Origin of the sequence: Mangrovibacillus sp. Mu-81 (genome assembly GCF_036867415.1) — a bacterium.
GTDB lineage: Bacteria > Bacillota > Bacilli > Bacillales > Bacillaceae_B > Rossellomorea.
The window spans coordinates 1-19,017 of the sequence record NZ_JBAJHU010000022.1 but is presented as its reverse complement, the minus strand read 5'-3'; the positions used below and the strand labels follow the sequence as shown (position 1 = coordinate 19,017).

Genomic DNA, 19,017 nt, shown 5'->3' with positions numbered 1-19,017 from the left:
AAATCTAGAATTAACGTTGACGTATTGTCTTGTTTTGTTCAGTTTTCAAGGTTCAATGTTTTAAGTAGGCTCTCTTGAGCACCTCTTAAATATAACATTTTTCGTCATAAAGCGTCAAGCTTTTTTTGAAATTTGTTTTTGTGTCGTTTTTGGCGACAAGGAATATAATAGCACCTTTTCTATCAAAGAGTCAACACTATTTATTAAACTTTCTTGAAAGAGTTTAATTCGCCCTCTTTATCCCTTCGACTCAATGCGTTTGATAAAGGAAAAAATAAAGTCCTCACCGGGATTCAACCCGAACGGGAGCTTTGGTTTTGATTATGAATCTGCAAAATGAATAAACTTTTCTCCTCGATCACAATAAATACTTTCTGTAACGAACCAGTCCTATTCGAGTTCATATGGTCTTTTGCCAATGTCCCCGTACCCTGCTGTTGGAAACGTGGATAGTTTTTTTTGCCATTCGTAATCGTTAGATATTTTTTCTTCATTATTCCTTTCTATTTTTCAAAAAGAAAGGAACGGGACCCTATTTAATAGAAGTTATAAACAGGAGTCTTACTAAAGAAAGGAGAATGGATGATGAATGAGATTAAACATGCCATCCAGGACGATTATCCTGATGATTTCGCCTGGTGTTACGGATGCGGGCGTTTGAATAAAGAGGGACACCATTTCCGCACTGGATTGGAAGAAGGGAACACAGTGACGGTATATACTCCCAAAACTGAACATACCGCTCTTCCGGGCTTCGTATACGGGGGGCTGATTGCTTCACTGATCGATTGCCACGGGACCGGTTCTGCTGCAATTGAACTTCATAGATTGAACGGAGGGAGTGTGGGAGATGGACAAGGGCCGCCTCGCTTTGTGACTGCCTCCTTGCATGTGGATTTCATGAAGCCCACTCCACATGGCGTCCCATTGAGGGCGGTTGGAACGGTTGAAAAAATTCACCCAAAGAAGTTTAAGGTTGAAACGGAAGTCTTTGCTGAGGGAACGCTTTGCGCCCGCGGCGAGGTGGTGGCGGTAGTAATGCCGGAGACGTTTATGCAAAGTTAATCGCGGGATGTTAAAAGAACCTCTGCGCTTGTAACAGATTAAAGAAAAAACAGCCCTGCGAGAGGCTGTTTTTTCTCTTTCGTTATCTTCCTTACAGAATCCACATCTGAATCACTGTCAGCCCCACCACTCCCGGAATTCCAAGGATTCCTGAAATGGAGGATGTCGCCAGATTAATGGGGACATGGATTCCGTACTGACTGCCGAAGGCGTTCAGAAAAAATAGAAATAGTGCACCGATCATGACCTTCATGGCGACTTGTCCGACAAATCGCAGCGGTTTGACGGGTGTACCTGCAGCTAACAGAAGGACGATTAGTCCGCTGATTACAGATATCACGATTACTGGGTTCATACCCTCTCTCCTCTCAACATGGAACATGATGTATCTCTTATTGAAAGGATATGAAGGTTGTCTACCTTTTTATGACGATCTTTCGGTGTTTTGCTTCTCTAAATAAGAAAAAATATTTTGCTTCAGCGATTTTTGAAGAGCAGTGAAGATTCAAATTGTAGTCCACACTCATCTCGTCGATGCTACGCTGCTGGTTCCAATGCTGTTTCGCTTCTTCCAATGTCTGAAGCAGAGTCTGATCATATTCTCGTTTGAGTTTCCCTTTTTTCCGGAAAAACATAGATGCTCTCTCCCTTTTAAACGTCTCTTCTTCCTTCAAGGGCTTTGGACAATGTGACTTCATCCGCGTATTCAAGGTCCCCGCCGACAGGCAGACCATGAGCTATCCGCGTGATGCGGATGCCGGATGGTTTGACGAGACGCGAAATATACATGGCGGTTGCTTCGCCTTCGATATTCGGATTGGTCGCAAGAATCACTTCCTGCACCTCGTCACTTTGAAGACGTTTAATCAGGTCCGGTACATTGATGTCCTCTGGTCCAATGCCGTCCATGGGAGAAATGGCGCCATGAAGGACATGATAGAGACCGTTAAATTCCTTCATCTTCTCCATCGCAATCACATCTTTAGGGTCCTGGACCACACAGATGATACTGCGGTCCCTGCGCTGATCCTCACAAACATAGCAGGGATCCCGGTCTGTGATATGACCGCAGACAGAACAGTAACTTAGATTGCGTTTGGCGTTGACCAGTGCTTTTGCAAAGTCCAATACCGTATCTTCTTTCATACTAAGTACAAAAAAAGCCAGTCGGGCCGCGGTTTTCGGCCCAATGCCTGGCAATTTCATAAAGCTGTCGATCAGCTTTGATATAGGCTCAGGATAATGCATGATATTGCCTCCTAGAACATTCCCGGCAGGTTCATTCCTTTAGTGAATTGACCCATAGTGGAGTTCGTTAATTCTTCCGCTTTCTTAAGAGCTTCGTTTGTTGCGGCAAGCACTAAATCCTGCAGCATATCGATATCTTCAGGATCCACAACTTCTTCATTGATCTTTACATCAAGAACCTGCTTGTGACCGGAAACAATGACAGTGACCATTCCGCCGCCTGCCGATCCTTCGATTTGCTTTTCACCAAGCTCCTCTTGTGCTTCTGCCATTTTCTTTTGCATCTTTTGCATCTGTTTCATCATGTTTTGCATATTACCCATTCCACGCATAGTTTCATGACCTCCAATAATTTTTATAAAAAAGTTTCACACATGTGATGTGGTATTTCAATTATCAGTCTTTGAGTTCGACTAAATCTCCTGCAATTTTTTCCGCTTCCGAGAGAAATGTATCTTCTTCCTTTGGCTCTCCCGTTTCACCGTCACCGGCATCCGTCTGTGAGTGGCGGATGAAATCTTCCCTTAACGGGAGCCACTGGTCTTCAGGAATGCCAATTGGGAAATAGCTGTTGCCGGTGAGTTCTTGCAGGATGGAATCCATACTGGAAATGAACGCCTGATTCTCCATTGCCATCTGGCAGTGAATATCATATTTAAATTTTAACACAAAAGAACCCTCTGTTGCCGCAACCGGTTCTGCATTATTCAACAGTGCAGCCTGCGAGCGCATCTGACGCTGGTTCAGTGTTTCCACCATGTCGCCCCAGCGGCTCTTGATCAGGTTAAGGTCTTCTTTCGTTGCATTTTTGAGGACTTCCTGGATCTGTCCGACCGGCGCCCGGAATCCTTTTTTCGCACGGACAGGCTTTTTAGCCGGCTGTGCAGCAGGTTCCGATTGGACTTTGATTCCGCCCGCCTTTAACTGCTGGATTTCTTTTTCAAGCTCCTGGATTTTCTTCATCATCTCGCCGACTTCTGGTGAAGACGATCTGACGGGTGCTTCGAGCTGACACAGCTTGACGATGGAAACCTCTAAATAGATGCGGGAATGATTGGAGAATTTCATTTCCTGTCCGGCTTGATTCAGCACATCAATGTATTGATAAATCTGACTTGCCTGCGTTTGACCCGCAAGTTCCTTGAATTCATCATCGAGCATCACCCGCTCCATCGATTCCTCAAGATTCGGGGCCGTTTGATACAGAAGCATATCGCGGTAATAAAGGATGAAGTCTTCCGCAAATCGTGCAGGATCTTTCCCTTGGAAAAGCAGTTCTTCGAGCGCCCCCAGGCCTTTCGAAACATCTTTCTCAAGAATCGACCGTGCCAGTGTGTTTAAATAGCCCTGGGAGACTGCACCGGTTACTGTTAACGCATCATCGATCGTCACGATATCCTGACTGAAGGAAATGGCCTGATCGAGCAGGCTGAGCGCATCACGCATCCCGCCTTCTGCCGCCCTTGCAATGACCACAAGCGCATTTTCTTCATAGTTCACACCCGACTCTGTCGCGATATGGCTCATTCTTCCCACAATATCCATGGCGGTGATCCGTTTGAAATCGAACCGCTGACACCGGGAAATGATGGTGAGCGGAATCTTGTGGGGCTCAGTGGTTGCCAATATGAAGATGACGTGCTTCGGGGGTTCCTCCAATGTTTTCAAAAGGGCATTGAAAGCCCCGATTGAAAGCATATGAACCTCATCTATGATATAGACCTTATACTCGGCCACGTTTGGTGAATATTTAACTTTATCACGTATGTCCCGTATTTCCTCTACTCCATTATTCGAAGCAGCATCAATCTCAATCACATCAGGAATCGACCCGTCCGTGATCCCTTTACATGCATCACACTCATTACACGGCTCGGCAACCGGAGAACGTTCACAGTTGACTGCCTTGGCAAGGATCTTCGCTGCACTCGTCTTCCCTGTTCCGCGCGGCCCTGAAAATAAGTATGCATGGGAAATCTTCTGATGAAGGAGAGCATTTTGCAGTGTCTTTGTAACATGCTGCTGTCCCACGACATCTACAAATGACTGCGGACGCCACACGCGATATAATGCTTGATATGCCAAAATACTCCCCCCTCTTATTTATGTAAACCCGTTTGATTAAAAAGTCCATATAAGTATGATTCTTGCAGAGTGGCGTTGTACGTTCCACGCCATCACTCTGAGCTGTTCGTCCGATACGTCTTATCCTGTCTATTATAACGTAATTTCAAGCAGTATTACAAAGAAAACCGGGGACTGATTTCGGAAAGTTTGAACGGGGTCATGAAGAGGTGTGGGAATTGGTCTAAATCCTAATCTTGCTGTTTCCGGTTTTGATTTTGCCATTCCTTCCAATTTCTTGCCGGTACACCCAATTTTCTTGCCAAAACTGGATACAATCTTGCTGTTTAACAATTTTTTACAAAAGTCGATCCAACAACTCAATATATGCAACAGGCCGAAACCAAACAAAAAGCCCATCCCAATGAAAGGATGAGCTGTTGTATATGTATGAAACTGCCGTGCACCTTTCGTCGACAAGCAACCATAGGCGTTACTCAAGCAGTTAGCTCGGCCCAGGCAACCCTGCGGCACATGGGAGCTTCCACTTAATGCTGCTTCCTTCCGGACCTGACATGGTTCATGGATTCCCATTGCGCAGGACCCAGGCGTCAACACCACTTACTTGAGGCAGCCCTACAGTATGCAAGCCTCGGAAAGGAATTCGGCCTCGCTGGAGCGGATTGCGAGTACAGGGCACCGCTACCTCCCCACCTAGCACGGCAAAATTGATACCAATTATTAAGTGCGTCATTTAACGACGCAAGATTAAGTATACTAGGGTTTACGTAAAAAAGCAATGGGTAGTACCTGTAAGTTCTTTACAACGATGACCGCTTATTTCTCTTCTCTTCTTTCTTCCTCGCTCTCAGTCCCCGGAAAAAATCGGATAGGATTGCCCCGCATAATTCTTCAAGCACACCCGGAATCACTTCGCACTGGTGATTGAACCGGCTGTCATCCAGAAGATTCATCAACGTGCCTGCGCATCCTGCTTTAGGATCAGGCGCACCGTATACGACTTTTTCAATCCGTGACAGGATGATCGCTCCGCTGCACATCGGACACGGTTCAAGCGTCACATAAAGTTCAGCACCCTCGAGCCTCCACGTTCCTGCCTTTTCACATGCCTCCTGGATCGCCAGGGTCTCTGCATGAGTGATCGCATTCTGCGTCGTTTCCCTTAAATTATATCCGCGCCCAATGATCTCGTCTCCCATAACCACCACAGCACCAATGGGGACTTCATTGATTCCCCTTGCTTTTTCCGCTTCCTTCAATGCTTCCATCATAAAATTTTCTTCTCTCGTCTTCATAAAGAACTCCAATCATTTATTCCTTATCTTTATTTTATAAAATTTCCCCTAACATTCCAAACTATATTAGAAAGGGGCCAACGCCATGATACCTAAAGATACCGCTCTCCTCGTGATCGATATGTTAAATCCATTCGAGTTCTCACACGGGAAGACACTTGCACACCATGCGAAAACGATCGTCGAACCCATTAACAATCTGCGCGATTATTGTAACAAGCAAGGACATCCGGTCATCTATATCAATGATCATTATGAACTGTGGAAAGCAGACCTCGAGCTGATCTATGACAAATGCCATAACGAAACAAGTGCTGATATCATTTCTCCCCTGCGCCCTGCAGAAGATGATTTCTTCCTTATTAAACCGAAGCATTCCGCTTTTTACGGAACGGCGCTGAACACACTGCTTCATCAACTGTCTGTGAAAAATCTCATCCTGACGGGAATCGCCGGAAATATTTGTGTCCTGTTCACCGCAAACGACGCTTATATGAGGGAATTCGGATTGATCGTCCCGAAAGACGCGATTGCTTCTGTGAGCGGGGAGGACAATCATTATGCCCTGACGATGATGAAAAATGTGTTGAAAGCAAAGATCGGTGACACCAGAACCTTATTTCATTCATGACATGTCGTGACATGCCTGAGATTGTGCCTTGCTCAAAACAGTTCATTTGTGCCTGGCTCAAAACAACGCATTTGTGCCTGGCACCCGGCAGTTGGACAGCTCTGACAAAATATCCGGCATAACCTCCCTCCCCTTTTCATAGGCTGATTATAGTGAAGATAAAGGGAGGGCCTCAGTATGCAAATTCACGTTGTCCAGCCGAACCAATCATTATTTGGTATTGCTCAGGCGTATGGATCAACTGTTAACGATATAGTGGAAGCCAATGAGCTTCCGAATCCGAATAATCTCGTGGTCGGCCAATCGCTGGTGATTCCGATCGTCGGCAGCTTCTATTATGTCCAGCAGGGTGACAGCTTGTGGGCGATCAGCCAAAAGGTTGGTGTTCCGTATCAAGAACTGGCAAGGGTAAACGGGATATCGCCAAATTTACCGCTTCAAGTCAACCAGCGCTTATATGTTCCGCCGAAACCGAAAGCACAGGCAGAATTAAACGCCTATGTGGAACCGTATGGAAATGAAGTCTCACCAAATTTAGAGGAAAGCGCCAAAGAAGCAGCTCCTTACCTGACCTACCTTGCTCCCTTCAGCTTCCAGGCGAAGCGTGACGGGACCCTGAAGGAACCTCCGATGGGGAACCTGCTGCAAACCGGTAAGGATAATGGAAATGTACTGATGATGGCGATTACCAATCAAGAAGAAGGCCAGTTCAATGATGAACTCGGACGCATCCTCCTGAATGACATGGCTATCCAGGATAAATTTCTAAATACAATTGTCCAGACAGCAAAAAAATATGGATTCCGTGATATCCATTTTGATTTCGAATACCTGCGTCCCGAGGACAAGGAAGCCTATAATCAATTCCTGAGAAAAGCAAAACAGCGTTTCAATCAGGAAGGCTGGCTGCTGTCCACCGCTCTCGCTCCCAAAACGAGTGCAGATCAGAAAGGGAAGTGGTACGAAGCTCATGATTATAAAGCGCATGGGGAGATTGTCGATTTCGTCGTCATCATGACCTATGAATGGGGTTACAGCGGAGGACCGGCCATGGCTGTTTCCCCGATCGGCCCCGTTCGTGAAGTGATCGAATACGCATTGACAGAAATGCCTGCTTCGAAAATCATGATGGGGCAGAATCTGTACGGCTATGACTGGACCCTTCCATTCGAGCCGGGAACAACAGCTAAAGCGATCAGCCCGCAGCAGGCAATCGAAATCGCGGCCGCCAACAATGTCGGCATTGAATACGACCAAGAAGCACAGGCTCCATTCTTTAAATATACTGCTGAAGGAAAAGACCACGAAGTGTGGTTTGAAGATGCACGGAGCATCCAGGCGAAATTCGATCTTATGAAAGAGCTGAAACTCAGAGGAATGAGCTACTGGAAACTGGGTCTCTCCTTCCCGCAGAACTGGCTCTTGATCACCGATAACTTCAACGTCGTAAAAAGGTAAACAAAAACGAATACACATATAAATAAATAGAACCCGCCATACAGGTAAATCTAACATTACCAGTATGGCGGGTTTTCTATTATTTTTGCAGATGGTTTAATTCTTTAAGCCTAATCTTTCACCCAAAACAACCGATAAAAAGATAGTTCAAATTTTATTTGAACCATTAAATAACCTGAACAATCAATCCTACAATTGTGTTACAATAATTTCTGTCGTTAAATTAATTATACGCTGATAAATACACATAGATTGTCGTAATATGAGGAGGACATTAAATGGGGAGAATTCCTTTCATCACGGTTGAAGGCCCGATTGGAGTAGGAAAAACTTCTCTGGCTAAAGCGATTTCCGACCACTACAACTTTCACCTATTAAGGGAAATCGTCGATGAAAACCCGTTTTTAGATAAATTTTATGATGATATTGAAGAGTGGAGTTTTCAAACAGAGATGTTTTTCTTATGCAATCGATACAAGCAGCTGGAGGATATCGATAAGCATTATATTTCTCAAAACAAATCGGTGGTAGCGGATTATCATATTCTGAAGAATATCATCTTCGCTAAACGCACACTGAAAGACAAGCAGCAATTCAATAAATATCTCAATATCTATGATATCCTGACGTCTGACATGCCGAGACCGAATGTGGTGATTTACTTAAATGCAAGTCTTGATACACTGCTGAAGCGCATTGAAAAAAGAGGCCGGGACTTCGAGAAGAAGATCAGTCCCCTTTATTTAAAACAATTATCATTGGATTATGAAGAATACATGAATACATTTGAAGAAACTCACCCTGATATCCCTGTTCTTCGCTACAATGGCGACCACATTGACTTCGTCCAAAACAAAGATGACATGGACACGATTCTTAGTCAATTAGACACTACACTAAAAAAAGGAGTTCACTATCATGAACCTTCGCAATAAATACGGCATTCCAAGTAATGCGGTCATTACCATTGCCGGAACAGTCGGAGTCGGGAAATCCACGATGACAAACGGATTGGCAAATGCCCTCGGTTTCCGCACATCTTTCGAAAAAGTCGACACCAACCCGTACCTCGATAAATTTTATCAGGACTTCAAGAGCTGGAGCTTTCATTTGCAAGTGTACTTCCTTGCAGAACGCTTCAAGGAACAGAAGAAGATCTTTGAATACGGAGGCGGCTTCATCCAGGACCGCTCAATCTATGAAGATACAGGCATCTTCGCGAAAATGCATCACGAAAAAGGCAATATGTCGGACGTTGATTACGAAACATATACAAGCCTTTTCGATGCCATGGTGATGACACCTTACTTCCCTCATCCCGATCTTCTGATTTATCTCGAAGGTTCCCTCGATAACGTGATCGACCGGATCCGTGAGCGCGGGCGTCCAATGGAACAGCAGACCCCGGTTGAATACTGGGAAGAAATGCACCAGCGCTATGAAAACTGGATCAACTCCTTTAACGCGTGCCCTGTTCTCCGCCTCGACATCAGTGAATATGATCTCGTCAACGATGGAAATTCGATTGAACCGATCGTAGAACGAATCGGATACTTTATAGAACAGACAAGAATGTTAAAGAGCTAATACCTTTAAAGGTGCTGCCCAAAAATGGGGAGCACCTTTTTCGTTGAACATTTCCCCTTCGTTTATGATCACTGGTTAGGAGGTATGTATATAACAAGAAGAGAATTAAAGGGAGATGAACAGCATGGAAACAAGAAATACGTACTTTATAGATATTAGCAGCGGAGATGTCGTGCCTCATGCCGAAGAAGCAAAGAGTGTCAGTTATCAAATTAGGGCTACTCCTGAAGAAGTAACCAAACTAAAGACATTATTAGAAAAAAATCATGATGATGAGATGTCGACATTTACAAGGGCGCACATCCCGTTCCGTGAATACCATAAAGACCCGGAAAATGCCCAATATGACCATTCAATGAAGGAAATTTTTGAAATGATCTTCAAACTGGGGACCGAGGAAACACGTAGAAATATTAAAGAGATGGGTGTACTGAATTACAACAAAGATAAGAACAAAAGAGAAGATATCGAGAATTTGAAATAGAATGCAGTGCCCTGTACCCTGTGCAGGGCACTTTATATGCTCTCTCCTTAAATTGTCATATTATTTATAATATATAAAAATCTACAGAAACCAAAAAAATTCGTTACATCTCCAGTAACGAATTTAAAATCTCCAATATTTATGCGCTGGGTTATAAATAAATCAATGGCGGAGGAAGAGGGATTCGAACCCCCGCGGGCTTTAACACCCCTGTCGGTTTTCAAGACCGATCCCTTCAGCCGGACTTGGGTATTCCTCCGTATCGACAAGAATTATAATATCATGGTGGCAAAATGGAGTCAAGGATTTTCATAAAAAAATATGAAAGGCACCCGGTACCCGCCGGATGCCTCCTTTTGCAGCTGTTACTTAATAAATTCTGCCCCGCCCATGTATGGACGAAGAACTTCCGGTACGATGACAGATCCGTCTTCCTGCTGGTAATTCTCCAGTAGAGCCGCTACTGTACGGCCAAGGGCCAATCCAGAGCCGTTCAATGTATGAACATGTTCAGGCTTCGCGTTTGTTTCCCTTCTGAAACGGATATTCGCACGTCTAGCCTGGAATCCTTCAAAGTTACTGCAAGAAGAGATTTCGCGGTACGTCCCATAGCTTGGAATCCAAACCTCGATATCATATTTCTTCGCAGCCGTGAATCCAAGATCTGCTGTACACATTGATAGTACGCGGTATGGCAATTCCAGAAGTTGAAGTACTTTTTCAGCATGACCAGTCAATTTTTCAAGTTCATCATAAGACTCTTCAGGCTTCACAAAGCGGACAAGCTCTACTTTGTTGAATTGATGCTGACGGATCAGCCCCCTCGTGTCACGTCCGGCAGATCCTGCTTCTGAACGGAAGTTGGCGCTGTAAGCCACATAGCTGATCGGCAGCTCTTCGCCTTTGATGATTTCATCGCGGTGATAGTTCGTTACAGGCACTTCAGCTGTCGGAACCAGGAAGTAATCTTCACTTTCGATACGGAAAGCATCTTCTTCAAATTTCGGCAGCTGTCCCGTGCCTGTCATGCTTGCTCGGTTCACAAGGAATGGCGGGATCATTTCTGTATATCCGTGCTCATCCATGTGTAAATCCATCATGAAGTTCAGCAGAGCACGTTCCAGTCTTGCACCCAGCCCTTTATAGAAGACAAACCGGCTTCCCGTCACTTTTCCTGCACGTTCAAAGTCAAGAATATCAAGATCGGTCGCAATATCCCAATGCGGCTTTGCTTCGAAATCGAACTCGCGGATTTCACCCCATTTGCGGGCTTCCACGTTATCGTCCTCTGTTTCACCGACAGGAACAGTTTCATGTGGAATATTTGGAATAGACAAAAGGATGCGCTCCAGCTCTTCCTCGATCCCTCTAAGTTCATCATCAAGTTTCTTGACCATGCCGCCGACTTCACGCATTTCAACAATCATGTCCTGGGCATCCTGCTTTTCCTTTTTCATCTGGGCAATTTTTTGAGACACCTCATTACGCTTGCTTTTCAAGTTCTCGCTTTCCACTAGAAGTTCCCTTCTTCTCTTATCAAGCTCCTCAAACTTATCAAAGTCCTCAAGATCTTCACCGCGATGCTGAAGACGGTTTTTCACTTCTTCCAAATTTGCTCTCAAATATTTAATGTCCAGCATGTTTGTTCCTCCTTTTAATATATGGTGTTAGAATTTGAACGTTGGCAAGCCTTCCGAAAATAATAAAAAACCCCCGTCCCTGGTAAAGGGACGGAGGTTCCGCGTTGCCACCCTAATTGAAGACAACAAAGCTGTCTTCCTCTTAGAGATGGTAACGGAATCACCGGAAATACCTACTGAATGGTTCAGTATTTCACTCAAGGATGGATTCATGGAGATTCTGCACCGGTTTGCACCGACCACCGGCTCTCTTTCAGCAAGAAGTCTTCACTACTATTTCCTGTCAACGTTTTAAACTCATATTGGTTATTTCATAATCTACTACAATGTTTTCCATTTTGCAATAGGTTTATGCCAATGTTTTCTCTTTTGACTCTTTCACCATTTCGATAAAGTATGCAGTTAAACGATTGTCGTCTGTCAGTTCAGGGTGGAATGAGCATCCAAGGAACTGACCGTGGCGGGCGAGCACGATGCGTTCGTTGTGCTTGGCCAGGATTTCAACGTCCTCTCCTGCTTCCACGATATGCGGTGCCCGGATGAACACGGCATTGAAATGATTTCCCACTTGCGCAATATTCAAATCGGCTTCGAAGCTTTCCTTTTGACGGCCAAAGGAGTTGCGCTCCACCATGACATCCATGACACCAAGATGAGGTTCATCATAACCGACAATCTTATTGGCCAATAGAATGAGGCCGGCACATGTGCCGAATATCGGTTTCCCGCTGGCAGCGAACTCTTTCAATGGCTCTAAAAATCCATAGCGGTCGATCAGACGTCTCATTGTCGTACTCTCTCCGCCGGGCATGATCAAGCCGTCAAGTCCGTCCAGCTGCTCTGTACGCTTCACGACCACCGCTTCGGCGTTACATGCCTCAATGGATCGGACATGCTCTCTGACAGCCCCTTGAAGTCCTAATACACCTATTCTCATCATAAACTTACCAGCCTCGGTCCTGCATGCGCTGTTCAGGAAGGATTGAAGAAATTTCTACACCCTTCATTGCAACTCCAAGTTCTTTAGAAAGGTCTGCAATTAACTTGTAGTCCTGATAGTGCGTAGTCGCTTCCACGATCGCTCTCGCAAATTTCTCAGGGTTCTCTGACTTGAAGATACCTGAACCTACGAATACACCATCAGCACCTAATTCCATCATAAGAGCAGCATCAGCCGGAGTCGCGATTCCGCCTGCAGCAAAGTTCACAACCGGTAAACGGCCGTTTTCTTTAATTTCCAATAATAACTCATATGGAGCGCCAAGAAGCTTTGCTTCCGTCATGATTTCATCTGTGTTCATGTTTACAAGCTTACGAACCTGAGCATTCACTTTACGCATATGGCGGACCGCTTCGACGATGTTGCCTGTTCCAGGTTCACCTTTTGTACGAAGCATGGATGCACCTTCTCCGATACGTCGTGCTGCTTCTCCTAAGTCACGGCATCCGCATACGAATGGCACGGTGAAATCTCTTTTGTTTAAGTGGTACTCTTCATCAGCAGGCGTCAAGACTTCACTTTCGTCAAGATAGTCAACACCCATTGATTCAAGTACTCTCGCTTCGACGATATGGCCGATACGTGCTTTCGCCATGACCGGAATCGTTACAGCTCCCATTACTTCTTCCACGATACGAGGGTCTGCCATTCTCGCTACGCCGCCAGCAGCACGGATGTCAGCTGGAACTCGTTCTAAAGCCATTACCGCAACTGCTCCTGCAGCTTCAGCAACCTTTGCCTGCTCTGCATTGACAACGTCCATGATGACGCCGCCTTTTTGCATTTCAGCCATACCTCTTTTAACACGATCTGTACCAGTATTCATTATGTATCCCCCTTATATTTATCCTATGCCCGTCTTTATTTCTCCTTAAAATACTCTATAAATACCGCTGTTGATTTCCGTGGGAGACTTCGCTTTCCGCGGGTGACCCGTGAGCCTCCTCGTCGCTTCAGTCCTGCGGGAAGAAAAACGGAGGGGCTTTGTTCAGAGTCGGTTGGCATAAGGCGAATCGACCACGAAGGCGTTCTTTGCCTTCTTGGTTGAGTTGACTTATGACATGTGCCTCTAAGCCCCAGAGTTGGACACGTCTCACATTGGTCACTTCTCCCGCAGGAGTCTTCGTCTTCCACTCCAATCAACAGCTGGAACTCTTTAATAGAATTATTTCATAAGTGAAAATGTGACTAAAACAATCGGAATGATGATATTGCTCTACTGCTAAATAAACAACAAATCTAATGTTATGTCAAGACGAAATGCGGAGGGGCTTTGAACAGAGGCTGTGGCATAAGACGAATCGGACGGGCAGGCGTTCTTTGCCTTCTTGGCCGGTTTGGCTTATGACACGGGCCTCTAAGCCCCGGAGCTGGACAAGACGAAAAGCGGAAGGGCCTTACTTATAGCTATATGTATTTAGTGGAAATATACCCATTCATATATGAAAATAACTCCAAGTCCTTTTGATGACCTGGAGTTATTCCATTAAATTAGAACCAGCCTTTTACTGTTGATGTCACAGAATCCCAGATATCTCCGAAGAATCCGCCAATGGCTCTCATCGATAGCACGAGCCAGTTTGCTTTTTCAACGCCTTCAACTGTGACGACAGATGCTTTTGCAGCATTTGCTCCTTTATCCGTCAGGTAGCCCAGGTCGTTCTTTTCTTTTGATTCAAGGATGACATTGCCGACTTTTTCTCCCTCTTTAACAGGGGCCGTCAGTTTACCATCTTCATTCAGCTTTTTCTTGTCCACCGCAAATGTTGGCTTGTACTTATCTTCTTCACCGTTTTTCACAACCATGTTCAGGGCAGAATCCGTCTTGATCCCAACTTCTTTTTCTTTCCCTTTCACTACTGGAAGTGTTTTTTGACCTTTGATTTTGTAATCGGCAGGAAGCACTTCTTCCATCGTGTAGTTGTTAAAAGCATAATCCATCATTTTTCTTGTTTCATCAAAACGTGCGTCATAAGAGTTCTGACCGGGATCTACCTGAACGTCCATCACCACTGTAATGAACCGCATATCCCCTCTCTTCGCTGTACCGGTGAAACAAGCTCCCGCAAAGTCCGTCGTACCTGTTTTCAGTCCATCCATACCTTCGTATGCCCGGATTAACCCTGGAAGCATGTAATTCCAGTTATCCATTTTGAATTCATCTTCCGTACCTTCAGCAAACAATTTCTTTGCGATACTGGATGTTTCCAGAACTTCCGGGAAATCTTTCAATAAACGATATGCCAGGGTAGCCGTGTCCTTCGCCGACATAACGTTTTCTTCTTCCGGTCCGCCTGTTACCTGATCCACATAAGGTGCCAAGTCTTTATTATTCAGCCCTGAGGAGTTCACAAATTTATAACTTTCCAAACCGAGCTCTTCGGCTTTCTTATTCATCATTTTCACGAAATTTGCTTCCGATCCCCCGACGATTTCTGCGATTGCCATGGTTGCGGCATTTGCAGATTCAATCGCCATCGCTTCATAGAGATCCTTCACTAAATATGTACCTTCTTCTCTTAATGGTACATTGCTTAAGCCATTGTTATGGGACATCTCGGATACATTTGTAGGAACTGTATACTTTTGATCCCATTTCACTTTACCTTCTTTGATCGATTCCAGAAGAAGGTATTCCGTCATCATTTTCGTCATGCTTGCAATTCCAAGAGCAGTCTCGGAATTCTTTTCATATAAAATTTTACCAGTGCTAGCTTCTACTAAAATCGCAGCATTTGCGTTAACGTCTAAATCCGCCTGAGCACTTGCCGGTTTTTGCACCATGCTCATTGCCATCAGAAATACCAAGAAACATACAAAAGATTTTTGAATCCAACTTCTTTTCACTTTTAGCCCTCCAAGTTTTTATGTACACCTTCGTTATTTTATCATAGTTCGAAAGGTAAGAATAGACAGAGAATATTCCTAGTTTTGGCATGGTAAAAGGGACTTGCGGCCTCTTCATCCAACCTTTTTCCCCATAAAAAAGAGCCGGTGTGTACCGGCTCTCTGCTTGTATCATGATAATGAATAATTCGGAGCTTCCTTCGTGATTTGAACATCGTGTGGATGGCTCTCACGGAGTCCTGCCCCTGTCATGCGGATGAACTGGGCATGTTCCCTCAATTCATAAAGGTTTTTCGTACCGCAATATCCCATTCCCGAACGAAGTCCCCCGATCAGTTGATACAATGTATCAGCCAGCGGGCCCTTGTAAGGGATACGGCCTTCGATGCCTTCAGGAACAAACTTCTTCGCTTCTTCCTGGAAGTAGCGGTCTTTTGACCCTTTTTCCATGGAGCTCAAGGAACCCATTCCGCGGTAAACTTTAAAGCGGCGTCCTTGGAAGATTTCTGTCTCGCCAGGGCTTTCGGATGTCCCTGCAAGCAGGCTTCCGAGCATGACTGCATGTCCGCCTGATGCGAGTGCCTTCACGATATCTCCCGAGAACTTGATCCCTCCATCGGCAATGATGGATTTGCCGTGCTTTCTTGCTTCAGTTGCACAATCATATACCGCAGTGATCTGAGGTACACCTACTCCTGCAACTACGCGCGTTGTACAAATTGATCCAGGACCAATCCCCACTTTTACGACGTCTGCTCCTGCTTCAATCAGCTCTCTTGTCGCGTCTGCCGTCGCCACATTTCCTGCAACGATGTTCAGTGTTGGATAAGCTGCACGGATTTCACGTACCACCGACAACACACCGGCTGAGTGTCCGTGAGCAGTGTCGATGACAATGGCATCAACGCTTGCTTTCACGAGATGCTCAACACGTGTAAGTGTATCCTTAGAAATCCCGACTGCCGCACCTACCAATAAACGTCCTTGCGTATCTTTTGCAGAGTTGGGGAACTCAATTACTTTTTCGATATCCTTGATGGTGATTAAACCTTTTAATACACCTTCTTGATCGATAAGCGGCAGCTTTTCAATTTTATGCTGCTGAAGAATTTTTTCCGCTTCATCTAGGGTAGTGCCAACCGGAGCAGTCACCAGGTTTTCCTTGGTCATGACATCCGAAATCTGAATGGAGAAATCCTGAATGAAACGAAGGTCACGGTTCGTTAAGATCCCGACCAGTTTCTGCTCCTCTTCATTGTTCACGATGGGAACACCAGAGATTCTATATTTGCCCATCAAGTGCTCAGCAGCAAATACTTGATGCTCAGGGGTCAAGAAGAACGGATCAGAAATAACTCCGCTTTCGGAACGCTTTACTTTATCAACCTGTTCTGCCTGCTGTTCGATGCTCATGTTCTTGTGGATGATACCCAGTCCACCTTGCCGTGCCATTGAAATCGCCATTTCTGCTTCTGTTACAGTATCCATCCCAGCACTGATGACTGGCACATTAAGCTTAATGGAGTCTGTCAGCTCAACTGAAATATTTACATCTTTTGGTAATACCTCGGATTTTGCAGGTACTAGTAACACATCATCAAACGTTAAACCTTCTTTAGCAAATTTAGATTCCCACATATTTTTCGGCCTCCCTAGTCCCAAAATATTATTAGTAGGTTATCAATTGGTTAAAATACTGTCAAGAACATCTGAATTAGTTTAATTTTTCAGAATAGTTAGAGGGTGAAGAATTGGAAAGCAAAAATCAACATTGGGACTTCATACACTACTTTCAGTCTGCAGAATACTCCCAGAAGTTTCTAAAAAAATGTTATGAAAAAATCGGGTTCCATGGAGCTGATACGAAGAGCTATGACAATTGCTATCCATTCATGTACTACCTGGAACAAGGAGAGCTTTATTATAAACAAGCACTGAATTCTCCTATCTCACTTCAGCCAATTTTATTATTTTACGGGTATATCCATTTTATTAAAGCGATCGTCTTGACGGAGGACCCCCTGTATCCAGAAACTACCCAGGTCCTCGCTCATGGGGTCACTTCAAGAAAAAGAAAGAAGCAGCATTATCATTTTCTGCAGGACGAGGTGAAAGTACAGAAGAATGGATTATTTTCACATTTCTCGACTCGGGTGTTTCACGTGAAACACATCATAGGTGAAAAACTGAAGATGGAGGACTTACTTGTTCAACTGCCGGAATTAGAAGAGGTTTTTACAATTTTATTGAACAAACCTACAATGGCATGGTTCAATTCACGAAACGAACTGACCCTGGATGAATCATTACTTAACAGATTTCATATGTCCCAGGATTTATTTAAACAATATATTAAGGAAAAAATCAGAGGTGATGTCTCCTGGATCGCAGAAGATACGATCACTGTTCCATCTTCAAGTGAACAGCTGCCTTTCCGGTGGCATATGGACAAGGACCTGCTGGCTCTGCCAAGCATACGTAACGAAGCCGGCTCCATACCCGAGGTTCTCCTCCACTATGCGATTCTGTACAACTTAAGCATGATCGCCAGGTATGAAACAGAATGGTGGGTCGAACTGTTAAAAAACCGTACAAACGAAGATTACTCAATCATAAGGACCTTCCTGAAAGTAACAACTCAAAAAGCACCTTACCTTTTACTGGAAATACTGAAACGAAAAATGTAGGAGAAAGAGGAAGGATTTCATTCCCTCCTCTTTCAATCAATTTTCCAATAACGTTTGAATATCACTTTCAATCTTACGAGGGCTGGTCTGCGGCGAATAGCGTTCATATACCTCGCCGTTCCGGTCCACAAGGAATTTGGTGAAATTCCACTTTATATCGGAAAGCAGCAACCCCTTCTTTTCCTTCGTCAAAAACTTAAATAGAGGATGAGCATCCTTTCCTTTCACATCCGTTTTCTTAAACATCGGAAACGACACCCCGTAATTCACCTGGCAAAATTCTATGATCTCTTCCTGATCATCAAATTCCTGATTCATAAACTGATCACTCGGGAAACCCAGCACGGTCAGTCCTTTTTCACGATATTCCTCATACAGCCCCTGCAATTCCTCAAATTGCGGTGTAAATCCGCATTTACTCGCCGTATTCACGATGAGCAATACTTGATTCTTGTAATCGGCCAATGTCGCCTCTTCCCCATTCGATTTGGCCACTGTAAAATCATAGATTGAAGACACAGTATCCCCTCCTTGAATTGCTTGTTATGTAAATGATACTTCAGGAGGTGGATGATAGCAATTTTGAGAGCATCTTGAATAATGATAGTCTGTCTTATTGCATGATTATCTGGTTGGATGCTTTTCGATAATAAACAATCCATTGAAATCATAAAGATGGAGTTTTGCTAGATTTAAGTTACATTTTAAAAAAGGAATTTCTGTTTCGATAATAGCTTCTGGGATGTGTACCGGCCGAAAATATATTAACCGGAATGATAATATGTCCAAACCACAATAAGTATGATAATAGCTTTTTTAGATTCGATAATAAAAGTCCGATTTTCGATAATAAACTTTCAAATGTTGATATTAAAATCCTCATTATCGATAATAAATTGATACTTACTGCAATCGAGCCATGACTGAAATGTGGATTTTGGAGTTGAATGGAGGCATGTTCAAGGAATTTAAACCTTTCATTCCTGTCTG

The 19,017-nt window shown here is 44.4% G+C and carries 19 protein-coding genes, 1 tRNA gene, 1 other RNA gene and 1 other annotated feature; of the genes, 7 read left to right on the top strand and 14 right to left on the bottom strand.

All coding sequences use genetic code 11. From position 1 onward, the window contains the following. The first annotated feature begins 582 nt into the window (after nucleotides 1-582). A complete protein-coding gene (locus V6B33_RS21875; RefSeq protein ID WP_334219763.1) occupies nucleotides 583-1,065 on the top strand; it encodes a PaaI family thioesterase in 483 nt (160 codons plus the stop codon). A gap of 91 nt (nucleotides 1,066-1,156) precedes the next feature. Here V6B33_RS21875 and V6B33_RS21870 read toward each other — a convergent pair whose 3' ends face one another. The 7 genes from V6B33_RS21870 to tadA all read right to left on the bottom strand — a co-directional run bounded on the left by V6B33_RS21870 (nucleotide 1,157) and on the right by tadA (nucleotide 5,693). Continuing rightward, entirely contained in the window at nucleotides 1,157-1,420 is a 264-nt protein-coding gene (locus tag V6B33_RS21870; RefSeq protein WP_334219762.1) for a pro-sigmaK processing inhibitor BofA family protein, read from the bottom strand. Between the two features lie 61 nt (nucleotides 1,421-1,481). Continuing rightward, on the bottom strand, nucleotides 1,482-1,700 hold the full coding sequence (locus V6B33_RS21865) for a YaaL family protein (RefSeq protein WP_334219761.1): 219 nt from the start codon (nucleotides 1,698-1,700) through the stop codon (nucleotides 1,482-1,484). 16 nt (nucleotides 1,701-1,716) lie between these two features. Further along, nucleotides 1,717-2,313, bottom strand: coding sequence for a recombination mediator RecR (gene recR, locus V6B33_RS21860; protein WP_334219760.1), 597 nt, complete (start codon nucleotides 2,311-2,313; stop codon nucleotides 1,717-1,719). Nucleotides 2,314-2,324: 11 nt separating this feature from the next. Beyond that, nucleotides 2,325-2,645, bottom strand: a complete 321-nt coding sequence (locus tag V6B33_RS21855) for a YbaB/EbfC family nucleoid-associated protein (protein WP_172253871.1) — start codon at nucleotides 2,643-2,645, stop codon at nucleotides 2,325-2,327. A gap of 64 nt (nucleotides 2,646-2,709) precedes the next feature. After that, nucleotides 2,710-4,398, bottom strand: coding sequence for a DNA polymerase III subunit gamma/tau (gene dnaX, locus V6B33_RS21850; RefSeq protein WP_334219759.1), 1,689 nt, complete (start codon nucleotides 4,396-4,398; stop codon nucleotides 2,710-2,712). A gap of 438 nt (nucleotides 4,399-4,836) precedes the next feature. Continuing rightward, nucleotides 4,837-5,100, bottom strand: an RNA gene (gene ffs, locus V6B33_RS21845) — signal recognition particle sRNA large type. 98 nt (nucleotides 5,101-5,198) lie between these two features. Further along, nucleotides 5,199-5,693, bottom strand: a complete 495-nt coding sequence (gene tadA, locus V6B33_RS21840) for a tRNA adenosine(34) deaminase TadA (RefSeq protein ID WP_334219758.1) — start codon at nucleotides 5,691-5,693, stop codon at nucleotides 5,199-5,201. A gap of 85 nt (nucleotides 5,694-5,778) precedes the next feature. On the opposite strand from tadA, the gene V6B33_RS21835 reads away from it, so the two are divergent. The 5 genes from V6B33_RS21835 (at nucleotide 5,779) to V6B33_RS21815 (ending at nucleotide 9,853) form a co-directional block, all read left to right on the top strand. Next, complete coding sequence (locus V6B33_RS21835; RefSeq protein ID WP_334219757.1) at nucleotides 5,779-6,324, top strand: isochorismatase family cysteine hydrolase; 546 nt, start codon at nucleotides 5,779-5,781, stop codon at nucleotides 6,322-6,324. A 177-nt stretch (nucleotides 6,325-6,501) separates the two neighbouring features. Then, nucleotides 6,502-7,782 carry a glycoside hydrolase family 18 protein gene (locus V6B33_RS21830; RefSeq protein WP_334219756.1) on the top strand — a complete coding sequence of 427 codons (1,281 nt, stop codon included), beginning with the start codon at nucleotides 6,502-6,504 and terminating at the stop codon, nucleotides 7,780-7,782. Between the two features lie 278 nt (nucleotides 7,783-8,060). Next, nucleotides 8,061-8,717 carry a deoxynucleoside kinase gene (locus tag V6B33_RS21825; RefSeq protein WP_334219755.1) on the top strand — a complete coding sequence of 219 codons (657 nt, stop codon included), beginning with the start codon at nucleotides 8,061-8,063 and terminating at the stop codon, nucleotides 8,715-8,717. Next, a complete protein-coding gene (locus V6B33_RS21820) occupies nucleotides 8,701-9,369 on the top strand; it encodes a deoxynucleoside kinase (RefSeq protein WP_172255048.1) in 669 nt (222 codons plus the stop codon). The genes V6B33_RS21825 and V6B33_RS21820 overlap by 17 nt, the downstream gene beginning before the upstream one ends. A 124-nt stretch (nucleotides 9,370-9,493) precedes the next feature. Next, nucleotides 9,494-9,853 (top strand): hydrolase, encoded by a 360-nt coding sequence (locus V6B33_RS21815; RefSeq protein ID WP_334219754.1) that lies wholly within the window; start codon nucleotides 9,494-9,496, stop codon nucleotides 9,851-9,853. A gap of 166 nt (nucleotides 9,854-10,019) precedes the next feature. Here the strand turns inward: V6B33_RS21815 and V6B33_RS21810 are convergent. From V6B33_RS21810 to guaB, 6 genes are all read right to left on the bottom strand, one after another. After that, nucleotides 10,020-10,112: transfer RNA gene (locus V6B33_RS21810), tRNA-Ser, on the bottom strand. Nucleotides 10,113-10,218: 106 nt separating this feature from the next. Next, the gene (serS, locus tag V6B33_RS21805) at nucleotides 10,219-11,493 is read right to left on the bottom strand and encodes a serine--tRNA ligase (RefSeq protein ID WP_334219753.1); all 1,275 of its coding nucleotides are present in this window, start codon (nucleotides 11,491-11,493) and stop codon (nucleotides 10,219-10,221) included. 83 nt (nucleotides 11,494-11,576) lie between these two features. Then, nucleotides 11,577-11,789 (bottom strand) — a binding site (T-box leader). A 53-nt stretch (nucleotides 11,790-11,842) separates the two neighbouring features. Next, nucleotides 11,843-12,430 (bottom strand): pyridoxal 5'-phosphate synthase glutaminase subunit PdxT, encoded by a 588-nt coding sequence (gene pdxT / locus V6B33_RS21800; protein ID WP_334219766.1) that lies wholly within the window; start codon nucleotides 12,428-12,430, stop codon nucleotides 11,843-11,845. 7 nt (nucleotides 12,431-12,437) lie between these two features. Further along, complete coding sequence (pdxS, locus tag V6B33_RS21795; protein WP_334219765.1) at nucleotides 12,438-13,322, bottom strand: pyridoxal 5'-phosphate synthase lyase subunit PdxS; 885 nt, start codon at nucleotides 13,320-13,322, stop codon at nucleotides 12,438-12,440. Nucleotides 13,323-13,984: 662 nt separating this feature from the next. Next, the gene (locus V6B33_RS21790) at nucleotides 13,985-15,289 is read right to left on the bottom strand and encodes a D-alanyl-D-alanine carboxypeptidase family protein (protein ID WP_334219764.1); all 1,305 of its coding nucleotides are present in this window, start codon (nucleotides 15,287-15,289) and stop codon (nucleotides 13,985-13,987) included. Between the two features lie 222 nt (nucleotides 15,290-15,511). Then, nucleotides 15,512-16,978, bottom strand: a complete 1,467-nt coding sequence (gene guaB / locus V6B33_RS21785; RefSeq protein ID WP_334219752.1) for an IMP dehydrogenase — start codon at nucleotides 16,976-16,978, stop codon at nucleotides 15,512-15,514. Nucleotides 16,979-17,091: 113 nt separating this feature from the next. Between guaB and V6B33_RS21780 the strand changes: the two genes are divergently transcribed. Then, nucleotides 17,092-18,027, top strand: a complete 936-nt coding sequence (locus V6B33_RS21780) for a YaaC family protein (RefSeq protein ID WP_334219751.1) — start codon at nucleotides 17,092-17,094, stop codon at nucleotides 18,025-18,027. 36 nt (nucleotides 18,028-18,063) lie between these two features. Here the strand turns inward: V6B33_RS21780 and V6B33_RS21775 are convergent, their stop codons facing one another. After that, nucleotides 18,064-18,546 (bottom strand): glutathione peroxidase, encoded by a 483-nt coding sequence (locus V6B33_RS21775; RefSeq protein ID WP_334219750.1) that lies wholly within the window; start codon nucleotides 18,544-18,546, stop codon nucleotides 18,064-18,066. Nucleotides 18,547-19,017: the final 471 nt, after the last annotated feature.